The sequence below is a fragment of the Acidovorax sp. LjRoot66 genome (assembly GCF_964253305.1).
GTDB lineage: Bacteria > Pseudomonadota > Gammaproteobacteria > Burkholderiales > Burkholderiaceae_C > Acidovorax.
Genome location: NZ_CAXUQU020000001.1, coordinates 3,347,166 through 3,362,729 on the forward strand (window position 1 = coordinate 3,347,166; position 15,564 = coordinate 3,362,729).

General features: G+C 64.8%; 11 protein-coding genes. 3 read left to right on the forward strand and 8 right to left on the reverse strand.

Annotation, left to right across the window (positions count from 1 at the left end; translation table 11 throughout):
- Nucleotides 1–67: 67 nt before the first annotated feature.
- Nucleotides 68–1,300, reverse strand: coding sequence for an NAD(P)/FAD-dependent oxidoreductase (locus tag ACSQ3Y_RS15800; RefSeq protein ID WP_436177994.1), 1,233 nt, complete (start codon nt 1,298–1,300; stop codon nt 68–70).
- Nucleotides 1,301–1,637: 337 nt separating this feature from the next.
- Here ACSQ3Y_RS15800 and ACSQ3Y_RS15805 point away from each other — a divergent pair, with 337 nt between their 5' ends.
- From ACSQ3Y_RS15805 to ACSQ3Y_RS15815, 3 genes are all read left to right on the forward strand, one after another.
- Complete coding sequence (locus ACSQ3Y_RS15805; protein WP_436177995.1) at nt 1,638–4,076, forward strand: PAS domain S-box protein; 2,439 nt, start codon at nt 1,638–1,640, stop codon at nt 4,074–4,076.
- A 147-nt stretch (nt 4,077–4,223) separates the two neighbouring features.
- Nucleotides 4,224–4,649, forward strand: coding sequence for an SRPBCC family protein (locus ACSQ3Y_RS15810; protein WP_436177996.1), 426 nt, complete (start codon nt 4,224–4,226; stop codon nt 4,647–4,649).
- 116 nt (nt 4,650–4,765) lie between these two features.
- Complete coding sequence (locus ACSQ3Y_RS15815) at nt 4,766–6,424, forward strand: hypothetical protein (protein ID WP_436177997.1); 1,659 nt, start codon at nt 4,766–4,768, stop codon at nt 6,422–6,424.
- A 72-nt stretch (nt 6,425–6,496) separates the two neighbouring features.
- Here ACSQ3Y_RS15815 and ACSQ3Y_RS15820 read toward each other — a convergent pair whose 3' ends face one another.
- The 7 genes from ACSQ3Y_RS15820 to ACSQ3Y_RS15850 form a co-directional block, all read right to left on the reverse strand.
- Nucleotides 6,497–6,820, reverse strand: a complete 324-nt coding sequence (locus ACSQ3Y_RS15820; protein WP_157412569.1) for a hypothetical protein — start codon at nt 6,818–6,820, stop codon at nt 6,497–6,499.
- Nucleotides 6,821–7,452: 632 nt separating this feature from the next.
- Nucleotides 7,453–7,755 carry a hypothetical protein gene (locus ACSQ3Y_RS15825; RefSeq protein WP_436177998.1) on the reverse strand — a complete coding sequence of 101 codons (303 nt, stop codon included), beginning with the start codon at nt 7,753–7,755 and terminating at the stop codon, nt 7,453–7,455.
- A gap of 16 nt (nt 7,756–7,771) precedes the next feature.
- Nucleotides 7,772–9,721 carry a hypothetical protein gene (locus ACSQ3Y_RS15830; RefSeq protein ID WP_436177999.1) on the reverse strand — a complete coding sequence of 650 codons (1,950 nt, stop codon included), beginning with the start codon at nt 9,719–9,721 and terminating at the stop codon, nt 7,772–7,774.
- Between the two features lie 340 nt (nt 9,722–10,061).
- Nucleotides 10,062–10,346: a hypothetical protein gene (locus tag ACSQ3Y_RS15835; protein ID WP_428001195.1), complete on the reverse strand. Its 285-nt coding sequence runs from the start codon at nt 10,344–10,346 to the stop codon at nt 10,062–10,064.
- Nucleotides 10,347–10,363: 17 nt separating this feature from the next.
- Nucleotides 10,364–10,804, reverse strand: coding sequence for a hypothetical protein (locus tag ACSQ3Y_RS15840; protein WP_436178000.1), 441 nt, complete (start codon nt 10,802–10,804; stop codon nt 10,364–10,366).
- A 10-nt stretch (nt 10,805–10,814) separates the two neighbouring features.
- Nucleotides 10,815–13,550 (reverse strand): JAB domain-containing protein, encoded by a 2,736-nt coding sequence (locus ACSQ3Y_RS15845; RefSeq protein WP_436178001.1) that lies wholly within the window; start codon nt 13,548–13,550, stop codon nt 10,815–10,817.
- Between the two features lie 117 nt (nt 13,551–13,667).
- Complete coding sequence (locus ACSQ3Y_RS15850; protein WP_436178002.1) at nt 13,668–15,305, reverse strand: hypothetical protein; 1,638 nt, start codon at nt 15,303–15,305, stop codon at nt 13,668–13,670.
- Nucleotides 15,306–15,564 lie beyond the last annotated feature (259 nt).

Genomic DNA, 15,564 nt, shown 5'->3' on the forward strand with positions numbered 1-15,564 from the left:
CTTACCGCCAAACGCACTGCAGCGCGGGGCGAGGGGCGGGACCGCGCCCCGTGCGCGGACTGCGCTGTTACAAAAACCGCTGCGCCAAATACGGCGCCGGGTCCACGAACGGCGCCTCGCCGCTGATCAGCTCGGCCACCAGCCGGCCGGTAACGGGCCCCAGGGTGAAGCCCTGGTGCGCGTGGCCGAAGTTGAACCACAGGCCCGCATGGCGCGGAGCGGGGCCGAGCACGGGTTTCATGTCGGCGGTGCAGGGGCGGGCGCCCAGCCAGGGCGTGGCCTCCACGGGCTCGCCCAGGGGCAGCAGTTCGCGGGTGGAGATCTCCGCGCGGCGCAGTTGCACGGGGGTGGCGGGTGCATCCAGCAGGGCGAATTCGGCCCCGGTGGTCAGGCGCAGGCCGCGCACCATGGGGGCCAGCATCACGCCGCGTTCGATGTCCAGCGCGGGCATGGTCAGCGTGGGCCCGCCCGCAAAGTGGCGGTGGTAGCCGCGCTTGCTGAACAGCGGCAGGCGGTAGCCCAGGCGCGTGGTGAGCGCGCCGGCCCAGGGGCCCAGGGCAATGACGGCGTGCTGCGCGCTGATGCTGCCAGAGTCCACCTGCACGGCCCAGCCGCTGCCTTGCTGGTGCAGCGTCAACGCATCGCCCGTGGCCAGTTGCCCGCCGCGCTGCACAAACAGCCGCGCGTAGCGCGCCACCAGTTCGCCCGGGTCGCGCACGGTCCAGGGGTCTTGCCAGTGCACGGCGCCGGCCAGCGGCATCTGCAGCACCGGCTGCGCGGCGGCCAGGGCGGCCGTGCCGAGTACCTTGCAGGCCAGGTGGTGCGATGCGGCGACGGCGGTGGCCTGCTTTGCCGCAGCGTCGAACGCCGGGCCGCTGCGGTACAGCTGCAGCCAGCCATCCTTGTGCACCAGGTCGCTGGCGCCGGCCTGCTCGATCCAGCCGCGGTGCTCGGTAATGCAGTGCTCGATCAGGCGGCTGTAGGCCTGGGCGATGGGCGCGTAGCGCGCAGGGGCCGATGCGGCCCAGTAGCTGAACAACTGCGGCGCCAGGTGCAGCAGGGCCCCCCAGTGGTAGTGGGCGTCGTTGCTCAAACCGGTGGCCACACGCGCCAGCGTGGCGATGCTGCGCGGAAAGGCGTAGGGCTGCACGGCCTCGCGCTGGATGATGCCGGCATTGCCGTACGAGGTCTCGCGGCCAGGCGCCTGGCGGTCGACGAGGGTCACGGCGTGGCCGCGCTGCTGCAGCGCCAGGGCGGTGCTGACGCCGACGATGCCGGCGCCGAGAACAAGGGTTTCCATGGGGGTGATTATTGCGGCGGCGGACAGGGGTGGGCAGGGCCGAACGGTCGGGCGAAAAGCACCCCATTGTGCCGGCCCCCAACGCATGCCGAGCCCGGCTGGGGCGCCATTTTTCGACGACTGGATTGCCGGATTGGCAATCCAACTGCACACTGGTGGCGCGGCGGACGAGCGCGCTGCAGGGTGCGCGTGGGCGCTGTCCTACAGGGGCCGGGGGCAAGACCGGTTAGGGTTTGGGCAGGGAGCGAGGGCAGCCCTGCGGTGGACCGCCGCTGCTGCCTGCATGGCAAAGCACAAGAACAGAACCCGGGATGCACGCCGGGGTTGGAGGGCGCATATGAGAACAGCTCCGGTGGTGATGAGAGGCCGATGCGCTTGCCGCCGCGTCGAGTACGCGGTGCATGCCCTGGAGCTGGAGGCCGCCGTGTGCTACTGCGAGAGCTGCCGCCGGGCGTCTGGCGGGGCCGGCATGGCGTGGCTGGAGGGCGAGCGTGCCACCTTGCGCACCTACGGCGCCCTGCACACCTGGCAGTCGTCCGAGCACGCGGTGCGCCAGCTGTGCCCGCAGTGCGGCAGCCAGCTGTTTCGCCTGGAGGAGGGCCGGCCCGACGTGGTCGAGGTGGCGGTGGGCACGCTCGACGACCCGGGCGCGATCCGCAGCACACGCAGCGCCTTTGCCAGCCAGCGTCCCCGCTGGGACCTGCGCGAGCCGCTGGGCAGCGACCCGCATGCGCGGGCGCCAGGCTCCCTGGCCCCGGGCCTATCAGGCAGTCCGCACACCTTGCCCGCCCGGTCGGCAAGCGACGAGGCACTGCAAAGCATGCTGGTCAGCACGCAGGACGCCTTCATCAGCATCGACCCCGGCGGCTTCATCACCGAGTGGAACCACCAGGCGCAGGCGACGCTGGGCTGGAGCCACGATGAAGCCATGGGGCGCCCGATGCACGAGCTCATCATCCCGCCCGAGCTGCGCAGCGCCCATCTCTATGGCATGGCCCGGCTGCAGCGCACGGGCGAGGGCCCCGTGCTGCGCCGCCGCTTCGAGCTGCAGGCGCTGCACAAGGACGGGCACCGCCTGCCTGTGGAGCTGTCCATCGCCCCGCTGCGCATGGCAGGGGGCATTGGTGCCACCGGGTTCATCCGCGAAGCCAGCCACGGCCACACCGCCGAGCGCCAGCTGCAGGCCAACCAGGCCCTGCTGCAGCGCATGGGCGAGCTGGCGCTGGTGGGCCCCTGGACGGTGGATCTGCACACCAGCGAGGTCCACTGGTCGCCCATGGTGCGAGGCATCCATGGCGTGGACGATGTCTTCGTGCCCACGCTGCCCGGCGTGGTCGGCTTCTACGAGGACGGCGCGCAGGAGCGCCTCATCGCCGCCTTTGAAAAAGGCATCGCCACCGGCGAGAAGTGGGAGATCGAAGCCCCGCTGCGCCGGCCCGACGGCACGCGCGTCTGGGCGCGCGCCATCGGCAACACCGAATACGACGAACTGGGCGCCCCGGTGCGCGTGGTGGGTGCGCTGCAGGACATCACCGACCGCAAGCGGGCCGAAGAGTCGCTGCACATGCTCAGCCAGATCCTGGAAGCCACGCCCGACTTCGTGGTGCAGGCCGACGCTGAAGGGCGCGTGACCTACATGAACCCGGCCGCGCGCCAGGCCCAGGGCTACGGCGACGGCTACGACGTCACGCAGCACCGCTTCACCGACTTCAACACGCCCGAAACCACCCGGCGCTACCGCGACGAGGTCATGCCGTCGGTGATCAAGACCGGGGTGTGGATGGGCGAAAGCACGGTGCTGGTGGCCGGCCAGCCGATTGCGGTGGACCACTCGGTGCTGTCCCACCGCGACGCCGATGGCCGGGTGGTGCGCTACACGGCCGTGATGCGCGACATCTCTGCGCAGCAGCGCGCGCGCGCCGACCTGTTCCGCCAGCAGCGCACCCTGAGTTCGATTGCCGAGGCCATTCCCGACGTGATCGCCGTGGTGGACCGCGAAGGCCGCTACGAGTTCGTCAACTCCGCGTTCGAAAAGCTCGTGGGCCCCACGCGCGCAGAGATCGTGGGCCGGCGCATCGGCGAGGTGGTGCCGCTGGCCGAGCTGCGCGACAGCATGGGCTTCATCGACAAGGCGCTGGCCGGCGAGCCCACCGCCTTCGAGCTGGTGCTGCAGCTGCGCGGGCGCCCGAGGAACATGGCCATCAGCCTGGTGCCCCGCCAGTCCGAGAGCGGCCAGCCCGATGGCTTCATCGCCGTGCTGGACGACGTGACCATCCACCGCCAGCGCGAGTCACGCCTCATCGGCCTGAGCGAGCGCGATGCGCTCACCGGCCTGGTGAACCGGCAGGGCCTGCAGGCGCACCTGCAGCGCATCCCCCTGGCCGAAGCACACGGCGTGGCCATGCTGTACGTGGACCTGGACCGCTTCAAGCCCGTCAACGACACCTGGGGCCACCCGGTGGGCGACCAACTGCTGCAGGCGGTGGCCGCGCGCTTCATCGCCCTGGTGCGGCCCCTGGACCTGGTGGCGCGCGTGGGCGGTGACGAGTTCGTGGTGGTGCTGGGCGGCATGCCCGGCCAGGCAGCGGCCGAGCAGGTGGCCGACAAGCTGGTGGCCGCCGCCGGCCAGCCCTTTGACCTGGGCGGGCGCAGGGTGCACATCGGCGCCAGCGTCGGCGTGGCCTTTGCGGGCGACGACGGCTGGCGCGGCCTTATGGAGCGTGCAGACGCCTCGCTCTACCGCGCCAAGGCGGCCGGGCGGGGGCGGCGTGCTTGATCCCTGGCACCGGAACCCAGGGTCGCCGCCATTCGCCCTGGCGCGCCTTCGTGTGCCTCTGTGCGACTCTGTGCGCGGCACACCTGCCAGAGCCGTTAGAGTCTGGGGCTTCGTTGAATCATCGGTAAGCCCTACAGGAGTCCCCGCATGCAAGTGGAAAGCCGAGTCACCGTCTCCGTGCCGCCCGAGAAGATATTCGCCATCTACGCGGATGTAGGCAACTGGAAAACCTGGGACCCGGATACCAAGGACTCATCGATTGACGGCCCCTTCCAGACCGGGAGCAAGGGCCGGATCACGCCGCCCAAGGGGATGGCGGTCCCCATGGATTTCATCTCCGTGGTGCCCAACCAATCGTTCACCGTCGAGTCCCGCATTCCCCTCTTTCGCATGCTGTTCGAGCACGAGCTCCACCCCACGGCGGCAGGCACCGAAGTCGTCCACCGAGTGATTTTTTCCGGTGCACTGTCTTTTGTGCTCGGCCCCATCGTCGGCAACCCGTTGCGCACCGGGCTTCCTATCACCCTGGCATCGCTCAAACGGCTGGCCGAGAGTGGCCGCGTCGCGGCCTGATGACGATCTGCCTTCGTTCACCCGCTGAACGGGGCACTCGACGGCTGCGCGAGCAACCCATCCCCCGCAGTTTTGGGTAGCATCGACTTTGCCGGGCTCCCCACGAAAGGCCACCCATGTCCGCTGAGTCCCACCCCGCCTGCGTGCGGGAGTTTCGCCAGGTCCTGCTGTGGCCCCTGCGCCTGATGCCGGTGCGGGGCTCCGAGGGCCGGCATGCCAAACCCTGGCAACTGCTGGCGGACATGGGCGAGCAGGCCTCGCCCTGGCGCGAGGTGGTGGACGAATTCACGGGCGACAGCAGCCGTTTTCACGAACGCCACTACAACGAGTTCGTGACCTTTTTGCCCTATGTGCAGCGCTTCCTGTATGGCGAAGGGCGCAGCCGGGAAGGCGCCCGCGCCACCGGCTCGCCGATGCGGGTGTTCCGGCGCAGCGACGTCAGCGCCGTGCGGGCGGTGCTGCGCCCCGGCGATGCGCCGATCACGCTCGACATCGTGCATGTGGACCTGTACTTTTTTCTCGACCTGGACCTGGTGCTGCTCAATGTCGAGGTCAGCGCCCGCGACCTGCAGCTCGCCCAGGCGCAGGAGCTGCTGTACCGCTTCGGCCGTGGCTACCCCGCCGGCTGGGATGCAGAGGGCCATGCCCAGCACTGCCTGTACAGCGCCGAGTGGCTTGACGCCGCCGGGCAGGTGCTGGCCGCGTCCGACGCCAACCAGCGCGACCTCTTCATGGCACACGTCAGCAGCCACCGCGCCCCGCGCATCTCGGCCCACTGGGCCTGGCTGCTGGAGCCGCTGGTGAGCGACCATTCCGAACGCAGCGGGTCCCTGCGCTACCGCCAGATCGAGTACTACCGCATGCCGCAGCTGGCCTTTCTGGCGCTGGACGACCCGCGCGCGCTCAGCCGCAGCGACTTCATCCGCTTCGGCCTGGTCACGGGGGCGGCCCCGCCCAGCGACGACGACACCTGCCTGCCTTATTCCGAAGAGCACCTGGCCGACTTTGAAAAGCGGTTCTGCTACGACCGCTTCTGGAGCAGCAGCGGTGCCGCCCCCAACACGCGCTATCTTTGCAGCGGCCACTCGCTGCTGGTGCTGGGCAATGCCGGCAGCCCGTTCTACGTCTGCCGCGACCGGGGCGTGCTGGCGCAGTTCCGGCACCAGCACTTCCTGCTGTTTTTGATCGCGCACTTCCAGAAGGCGGCGCTGCTGATGTTCTCGGACCGGCTGGCCGAGGCCCTGAAAGACCTGGACATTGCCGACGCCGCCAGCGTGCGCCGCTTCAAGCGCACCATCCGCGACAGCTTTGCCGGCTTTCTGCGCTTCACGCACCGCTACTGGTTCCACGAGGTGTCCGAACAGGCCCAGGTGCGCGCCCTGTTCCGCATGTGCGCCAACCACCTCGGGCTCGACCCGCTGTACACCGAGGTCAAGGAGCGCATCGGCGAAATGAACCAGTACCTGGACGCCGACAGCCTGCGCCGCCAGGCCAACACCGTTGTGCGGCTCACGGTCGTCACCATCTTCGGCCTGATCGGCACCGTGACCACGGGCTTCCTGGGCATGAACCTGCTGGCCGAGGCCGATGCCCCCCTGGGCCGCAAGCTGGGGATCTTCGCCCTCGTGTTCGTGCTGACCACCGCGCTGACCATCTACACCATGGTCAAGTCCAAGCGCCTGTCGGACTTTCTCGACGTGCTCTCGGACGAACGCGCCACAGCCTGGCAGAAATTCAAGGCGCTGGGGCTGGTGTGGCGGCGTGCGGGGGGTTGAGGAGGGCGGGTAAGCGGTACGCCATGGGCCGCAGCCGTTGAACGGCCGGCAGGCAAAGCTGCTCTGGCGAATCTACCCGTTCACCGACAAGGGCCTGGCTGCCGGCAAGCTCGACGCGCTCGGCGATTCCAAGTCCCACAAGAGTGGCCCGGGGTGCCGCGGGCCCTCCTTGGCCCGCCCCTCCACGGCGCGCTCCGCCAGCAGTTGCTCTGGCTGGTTGTGCGGTGCCCGCAGAGTATCCATCGTCGGGCTGGGCGGGCTCGTGGAGGTAAAAGCGGCCACTGCCGTGACTTGAGGTATCTGCGGCAGTTCTGTCAGGGCCAAAGTCGCCCCGTCCACCGCGTCCTGTTCGTCCGACTCCCAGATCAACGGCCCGCCCGGATCGTAGTAATCCATGCGTGTCTCCGACTCGCGCACTGACAGGAGCGACCGGTTCTGGTGAGGCGGAATCCGTGTCATGCCGGTCAACGGATGGGGCAGGGCGGGTGGGGACGTCGTCATCACGGAAAGTGTAGCGGGAATGCCCCTGGCGATCCCCAGTATGGGGCCCGGATCCTCGTTCACCAGATGTGTCGCGCACGGGCCTTCGCGCAGTAGTCCCGTCGCTATTTGCAGACACCGATGCATGACCTGCCGACTGGCCTGATGGCGCCAGAGCGCGCGATGGGCGAAGCAAGACCCGTTGTGTCAGTGCCGCCTGGTCCACGGGGACCAGGGTCACGCCCGCGAATGGCTCGGCACCGCGCACGCCGCCGGCCTGCAGGTGCGCCAGGATGGTGGCCTGGTCGCCGCCGACGACGAGCATGCCGGAGTCCAGGGCCTGGACCTGTGCGTCTATGGGGGCGGTGGCCGGGCCTGGGGCGCTGTTGCAGGTGCGCTTGCGGGAAGTGGGTTTGTTCAGGACGGTAAGTGGCTCGCCGACCTTAACCCATTACAACTACCAATCGAACAAATTTGGATGGGCTCGCGGCGTTGCTCTTTAAATTTGAGACCGCCGGGTCATTCCGCTGACGCCGGCGTACCATATTTCAGGATGCAGGAGGGCTCTTTCTCCATTCGGATTTATAAGACTCCTTCAGCCACAAATTTATATCTTCCCTTCCTTTGACTACATACTCCATAAAAGACATCGTGTTTCCAAGGTCGCCATTCCAGCCGAGAAGGAATAGTATGAATTTGTTGGTGTAAACACTGCCCATGGGCATGATTTTTCGTACTTCGTCAATATGATGATTGTATAGATAAAGGTAATCGCTGCAGCTACCCCCTTCTTGGGATATATCTCTTCCAAGGGCCGCCCCCAGAATCTCTATGGTATTCGTATTGGTCATGATGTTTTCTTGAAAATCAGCTGGGCCTTGAAATAATATTTACATTTTTGGGTAGATTTTTCAGGTCGTCGATATCAATAGAGTCCGATAATTCAATTTCAAAGATTCCATACCCCAGTTTTTCCCTGGATTTTCCGAATGATATGTCTCTTATTGCTGCCTGTGCCCAATCATCCTTCGTGCCATTGTGATTGATTTTTCGATGTTTGTCGAATTCCTTTCGGAAATTTTCAAGATTGCTTCCGGCTAGATTTCCTGGCAATCCAGTTGGAGGTCCCCCTCTTTCTTGTGTGTAGTAAAGGATTATTTTTCTCAACATCGCTTCTGTCACTCCGTGATCATCAATCTTGATATACTCTTTTGATTCCATTTGTGCCGTTTTGCTAATATTTAGGCGAGGGCCATATTTCGTATCTTCTATGTTTGCAAAACTAACATACTCGCCCTCCACGAGCAAAGCAATGTCGTCTTCATAGGGGTTGTCTTTTGACATCCGGACCTTGAGGTCTTCTTCTTTGAACGGGATTGGCCGAGGATTTGTCTCTGTTCCCAGCGGACCTTTCTCCGGTGCTGCACCTGCGTTGTCCACTCCCGCCCCGCGGCTCATCTGGATGGGAAAGTATGGGGCGGAAGGTGCGCTGCCATTGGCCCGCTCAAGACCGTTCTGCGGCGGGGCCGAGGCTGAGCGCTCCAACTCCGCAATGCCAAACGCCAAGTCCACCAAATCCTGCCCATCAAAAGCCTGTGGATTGCCTGTCAGCTTGCCGAGCACGTCCTTCAGCGATGCGCGCACCCGCGCCAGCCAGCCCTGCACCGAGTTGTTCGGCATCAGCGCCGTAGGCTGCACGCCCAACTCCATCGCCACCTGCACGGCATAGGGGAAGAGCTCTTCGCTGCTGTAGCTGGTCTCATCTGCTCCGGCCGGCCGCGAAGCCTGCACGCGCGCTGCGGCCTCGTCGTGGACCCGCCGCTCCAGGCTCCCCTCGGGCCTGTTCGCCCAGCTGCCAATCACCTCGTGCAGTTGCCTCCACCTCGCTTTGCCCAGCACCGCCTTGCCATGCTTGTGCACCAGCTCGTGCGCGGCCACAGCCATCTCCTGGCCGGCTTCTATGTGGTCGGCGATCAGGAAGACGGTGTCGGTGTTGGGGTCGAAGAACCCCTGGGCCAGACCTGTGTCTTGCGAGCCCATGTCCACCTCGCCGACCAGGGGCTCCCAGTGCGCCTGGATGTCGGCTGAGGTGGCCACCACCACGCGGCCACGACCCTCTGCGAGCAGGCCCATGCTGTTGGTGAGCTTGGCCACGGCAGCGCGCACGGACTGCACGGTGGTGGGCTGGGAGGGCAGACCCATGGCCCGTGAGGGGCGGTCTGGCGAAGGGGGTGCGCTGCGGCTGAACTGTTGGCCCGTGGCGGCGGGGCCGGCCGAGGCTTGGGCGTGTGGTGACTGCTGCAGTAGCTGCCGCGCCTTGTGTACCTGGTCGAGCCCGACGACCACGCCTCCCTCGCGCCGCAGCACGCGGTCTACGCCGCCTTGGCGCAGGCGCTCCTGCAACTGTGTGGGGTCACCTCGGACCATCAGCGTGCCATCGCGCTGCATCTCCATGACTGGCACGGGCTGAAACGCTCCAGCATTCGCCTGCGATCCATGACCTGTGCGAGGTGCATCGGCGCCCACCGCGCTGAGGCCCGCTGTGAAGTCGCCAGCCGTTGGTTTTCGAGCAGTAGCGGGCGCAAGCTGTGCGGCAGCTCTGGTCCCTGGCAAGGTGACCATTGCCGATGCGCGCTGAGACCCACGGCCTGCCTGCGGGTCAGCCGGTGCAGCGAGTGGGCGGCTGAGCACCTGTTGCGCCAGTACCGCCTGGTCCACGGGCACCAGCGTCACGCCCGCAAACGGCTCGGCACCGCGCACGCCGCCTGCCTGCAGGTGCGCCAGGATGGTGGCCTGATCGCCGCCGACGACGAGCATGCCGGAGTCCAAGGCCTGGGCCTGTGCGTCTATGGGGTCGGGGCAGCCTGCTACGTCACTGGATCGTCTGTCGCGGCTGTAGAAGATCCGTTGCAGAGGGCGATCACTTCCGAGTCGATCTCTTTGTTCAGCAATTCCAGCCAGCGTGCCGCGACCGTGTTTGAACTCGCCGTTTCGAAGTGGCGCCACAAGGGCTGAAACAGGCCTGCAAACGGTGTCAAACCGGTCCCAAAAAGCGGATTACGCAGGCATCAAGTGACCTTGCGCTCGACATCAGGCTGTGCCGGTCTGGCGAATTGGGTTTTGCAGACCATCCTTATAGCTTTCGCAGAAAATTATCTCACCCTTCCTGGTAACTATCTCTCAACCAATCATCAATATTTTCATTCTCTTTAACAACATCACATATAAATAATTTTGCATTCCGAAGCCCCCCCTTCCCAAGAAGATGCATTACGTACATCGCTGCATACACATCCGCTCTTTTTCGAACAAGCTCGCGCAAATCCTCGATATGCAGATTGTACACATCCATGTAATCACGACAGCTCCCTACCTCCTGGGAAACGTCTCTCCCAAGATAAGACTTCAGCATCTCCAAACCTTCTTCATCCAACCCCGTCATGGTAACTCCTTTAAAAATCAATAGCGCCTTGCAATAACATTTATTTCTTTGGGCACATTCTTAAAATCACCGACATTGACAAAACCCAGCAACTCTATTTCAAAAACCCCATACCCCAGTTTCTGCCTGGCTTTACCGAACGATATGTCCCTTATTGCGGACTGCGCCCAATCATCCATTGTGCCATTGTGATCTCTTGCGCGATGTTTGTCGAACTCTTTTCGGAAATTTTTGCGATTATCATCAGTCAAATTCCCCGGAAATCCAACCGGAGGGGCGCCCTTCGTTTCAATGTAATAAGAAATCACTGCCTTCAGCATCGCCTCTGTCACTCCATGGGCGTCGATTACTATGTGCTCTCCTGATTTCTTTTTTCCATTTTTTCCAATAAATAGGATGGGATCGCAATCCTTTATTTCGATGCCGGAAAAAACAACAAGCTCTCCGTCCACGAGCATCGTAATGGCGTTACTTGGGTCGTTGTCCGTAGTTAACCTTGAAGTCTGTGAGCGGAACCGGACGCGGATGGCCCTCCGAACCCAGCGGGCCTTTCTCCTTCGCCGTCCCCGCACCGTCCTTGCCTGTATCGCGGCTCATCTGGATGGGAAGAGAGGGGGCGGAAGGTGCGCTGCCATTGGGCCGCTCAAGACCGTTCTGCGGCAGGGCCGAGGCTGAGCGCTCCAACTCCGCAATGCCAAACGCCAAGTCCACCAAATCCTGCCCATCAAAAGCCTGTGGATTGCCTGTCAGCTTGCCGAGCACGTCCTTCAGCGATGCGCGCACCCGCGCCAGCCAGCCCTGCACCGAGTTGTTCGGCATCAGCGCCGTAGGCTGCACGCCCAACTCCATCGCCACCTGCACGGCATAGGGGAAGAGCTCTTCGCTGCTGTAGCTGGTCTCATCTGCTCCGGCCGGCCGCGAAGCCTGCACGCGCGCTGCGGCCTCGTCGTGGACCCGCCGCTCCAGGCTCCCCTCGGGCCTGTTCGCCCAGCTGCCAATCACCTCGTGCAGTTGCCTCCACCTCGCTTTGCCCAGCACCGCCTTGCCATGCTTGTGCACCAGCTCGTGCGCGGCCACAGCCATCTCCTGGCCGGCTTCTATGTGGTCGGCGATCAGGAAGACGGTGTCGGTGTTGGGGTCGAAGAACCCCTGGGCCAGACCTGTGTCTTGCGAGCCCATGTCCACCTCGCCGACCAGGGGCTCCCAGTGCGCCTGGATGTCGGCTGAGGTGGCCACGACCACACGGCCGAGGCCGTTGGCCAGCAGGCCCATGCTGATGGTGAGCTTGGCCACGGCAGCGCGCACGTACTGCACGGTGGCGGGCTTGGAGGGCAGGCCCCTGGCCTGTGAAGCTTGATCTGGTGGGCTGCGGCTGAATTGCTGGCCCGATAGGGAGGGCCGGGAGGGGCCTGCCCAGGCTGGGGCGCTTGGCGGCTGCTGCAGCAGGAACTGCCGCGCTTTGCCCACTTGGTCAAGCCCGACGAGCACGCCGCCCTTGCGCCGCAGCACGCGGTCCACGCCGCCTTGGCGCAGGCGCTCCTGCAACTGTGTGGGATCGCCTCGGACCATCAGCGTGCCGTCGAGCTGCGTCTCCATGCTCGCTGCGCTTGGGGAGGTCGGTGCTGGACCGCCTTCGGCAACCCGGCGCCCTTGGGTCAGCGAGAAGCCTGTGCCGCCCGTATGCACGCCCTGCTGGTGCAGCGTGCGTCCGGCATCGGGCAGCGCATCACGAAGGATGCCCGCGGCCAGTGCATCGCGCACAGGCTTGGACCCTATGTCGCCCGCGTCGCCTACCGCGAAAACGCTGCCCGAGCCTGACTGGCGCATGAAGCGGCGCACGGTGGCCGCCAGGTAGGGATAATTGCGCGTGAGGATGCTGGCTGGGGCCTCGGAGATCGCGCGCACCTTGCCATCTGCGCCGGTGCCGATGAGCGTGATCCAGCCTGGCCGCTGCATGGACTTGCCTACGATGGCCAAGTCGTCCGATCCTGCGATCCTCTCGCCCAATACCGCCATGGGCTTGCTGGCCTTGAGCAGCCTGTCCTCGCCGAAGTCTTGGTAGCGCACCATGTTGGCAGGTTCACTGCCCTGGTTCGCAGCGTCGATCACGGCGTACTTGTTGCTGTTGATGACAACGTGGGCCAGCAGGCCCGGCACATGCGCGGCGAGGGTCTTGGTCAGTTCCAGGTCCGGCCCGCTGGGCGTGGGGTTGCCAGATGGATGGTTGTGCAGCACATAGTAACCATCAGCCCCAGTGCGCTGCATGTTGTCTCGGAACTCTTGATAGTACTCAGGATGGGTCATCCCGGCCGGCACCATGGGCGTCTCGCCCGGCAGCCGCGCGCTGACGCCAGTGGCATGCACCACCTGGCCATCCTTCATGAAAAAGACCCGGAACGTCTCGAACCGGGGGTCGCGATACACCTGGGCCAGTTCGGCCAGGCGCGCGGGGCTGTCTACTTGCTGCCCGACGAGAGATTGACTGCCGGTACGCTCAATTCGCTTGGCGATTCCAAGTCCCACGAGAGTGGCGGTTCGAGGCGGTATGGCATCACCCGCCCCCCGCACGCTGTCAGCGGTGGAAGCACTGGATCGACCAGTTGTTGGTCCTCGGCCATCGTCAGGCTGTGTAGGTTCTTGAGCGCGTCCATTGGCATCACTGTAGCCGCTGCGGTAGCTCTCTGCAACGAAGTCGCCTTGGCTTGGTGCAGGATTGTGAGGTTGCGCAGGCTGCAGGCCGCCCAGCAACTGCCGCGCCTTGCCCACTTGATCGAGCCCGACAACCACGCCGCCTTTGCGCCGCAGCACGCGGTCCACGCCGCCTTGTCGCAGGCGCTCCTGCAACTGTGCGGGGTCTCCTTTGACCATCAGCGTGCCGTCGCGCTGCATCTGCATGCGCATGGAGTGGATCTGCGTGCCATCATTCTTGTCATCAGTTTGAAGGCCGGCCGATGGATCTTGCGCGCTGCGGGTGCTGAACCGTGTCTGCCCGGTGTGCGAAGCTTCCGCGCCAACTGCCCCCGCCTGGTCGATGGCGCGCATCACGAAGCGCTCGGCCTCGTTGTAGCTCATCGCTCGGATCGAAGCGGCCAGCCGCCCCATGCCCATGCGGTCCGCCACGCTGGCCAGCCAGTTGGCCAGCGTTCGGATGCGCATGCCCAGACGGGTGCCCGCCAGCTTCTGGGCACGAAGCTCTTCGGCCACTACGGCCAAACCCTCTTCGATGGCAAGGGCCTCGTATTGGGCTGTCAGCTCAGTTCCGGTGAAGCCCCTCTCACGCAACACGCGCAGTTGACGCGGAGCATCCGGCGCTTTCGCCTTTCATTCAATCGCGTATTGCTGCACCCGTCTGTCGCGCTTTGCCAAGTCCAGCATGGACTGCACATAATCGCGGCTCGGCAATACATTGCGCACTCCCAAATGGAACATTTCATGGAAAAGCGTCTCGGCCACCGCGTCGGCGTTCTGGTGAGCCGAAGCGACGATCACGATCCGGCCCTCTTCTGGCAGCGCCGCGCCCATTACACCCTCCGGCGCCCCGACCCAAGCCTCTTCGCTCCGCCCCACGACGTCGACTGGTGGCGGGTTGCGGAGCCCCGACAAGGCCTGCTGCACAAGCTCCTGCACCTGTTCAAGAGATAGCCCTGGTGCGTGGTTACCGCTGTGCGTACTGAATTTGGATGTGGCATTGCGGGGTGAAGGCTTGGAGATGCTGGCAACTGGCACCTCTACGTTGACCGTCAACAACCTGCGAAGTACACTGGCCACGTCTCCTGAAGTTGCCTTGCTGGATCGCTCCACACCGTCCACGGTGTCGGCCCCGGAATTACCGGACTTCAGGAGGCTTTCTTTTGTGATTGCACTGTGCAGGTACATGCGCTGGCTGTTCGGCGTTGTACGAACCAGCACGGTGACTATGTTCTCCACCCCTGCAATGCTCACCGGCGCGCTGATGAAGTGGCCCGTGGTGTCGCGACTGTGCTGTGCGCTCAGTACGAGAGCACCATGCTCCACCACCTGTCTTGCTGCGGCGAACGCCACCGCCTTGTAAGGATTCATGCGGTGTGCCATTGAGTCGCGCACCGACCGTTCGTCCAGCACCACCTGACCAATTTCTCTGTTCGTGGCTTTGTTGCCGAAGCCTTGGAACAGTCTCACCGCCCAGTCGCGCAGGAGCGGATACCCGTGAGGCGCTTCGTTGCCTTTGAGCACAGCCGCAGGTGCTCCTTGCAGTATGCGCGCCTGTTCCTGAATTCTGGATTCGCGTTGAGCATCGTCACTTGATGATGCAACTGAGGTGGCTGAGGGCGATTCGAAGGCGACCGAACTGGCGTGGAGGGCATTGATGGGTGGCGATCCTGCAGTGTCTGCGCCTTCGCTTATCTGCGCAGGGTGGGGTTGGGGTGCACCCAGCAACTGCCGTGCCTTGTCTACTTGGTCGAGCCCGACGAGTACGCCGCCCTTACGCCGCAGCACGCGGTCTACCCCGCCTTGGCGCAGGCGCTCCTGCAACTGTGCAGGGTCGCCTTTGACCATCAGCGTGCCATCGCGCTGCATCTCCATGACTGGCACGGGCTGAAGCGCTCCAGCATTCGCCTGCGATCCATGACCTGTGCGAGGTGCATCGGCGCCCACCGCGCTGAGGCCCGCTGTGAAGTCGCCAGCCGTTGGCGTTCGGGCAGTAGCGGGCGCAAGCTGTGCGGCAGTTCTGGTCCCTGGCAAGCTGGCCGTTGCCGATGCGGGCTGAGACCCACGATCCGCCTGCGTGCCAGCCGGTGCCGCGAGTGGGCGGCTGAGCACCCGTTGCGCCAGTGCCGCCTGGTCCACGGGCACCAGCGTCACGCCCGCAAAAGTTTCGGCACCGCGCACGCCGCCTGCCTGCAGGTACGCGAGGATGGTGGCCTGGTCGCCGCCGATCACGAGCATGCCGGAGTCGAGGGCCTGGACCTGGGCGTCCATGGGGGCGGGGGACTGGGGCTGGACTTGTGCCGCTGCGGTATGGCGGGCTGTGCCGTACTGGGTAGTTGTGGGTGCTGCTTCTGCAGCGCTGGCATCCACTTCGGCATTCAGCGTGGACGCTGTTGGGGCCGGAGCTGGGGTGCCGGGTGCCTGGGGGACTCTCTCCGCCTGGCTCGCATCGCTGTTGACCTGTCCTTGCGGCAAGGCGTTGGCGCCTTGTTGGGTGCCGCTGCGGTTGCCGTCAGTCGATGCCGGCAAG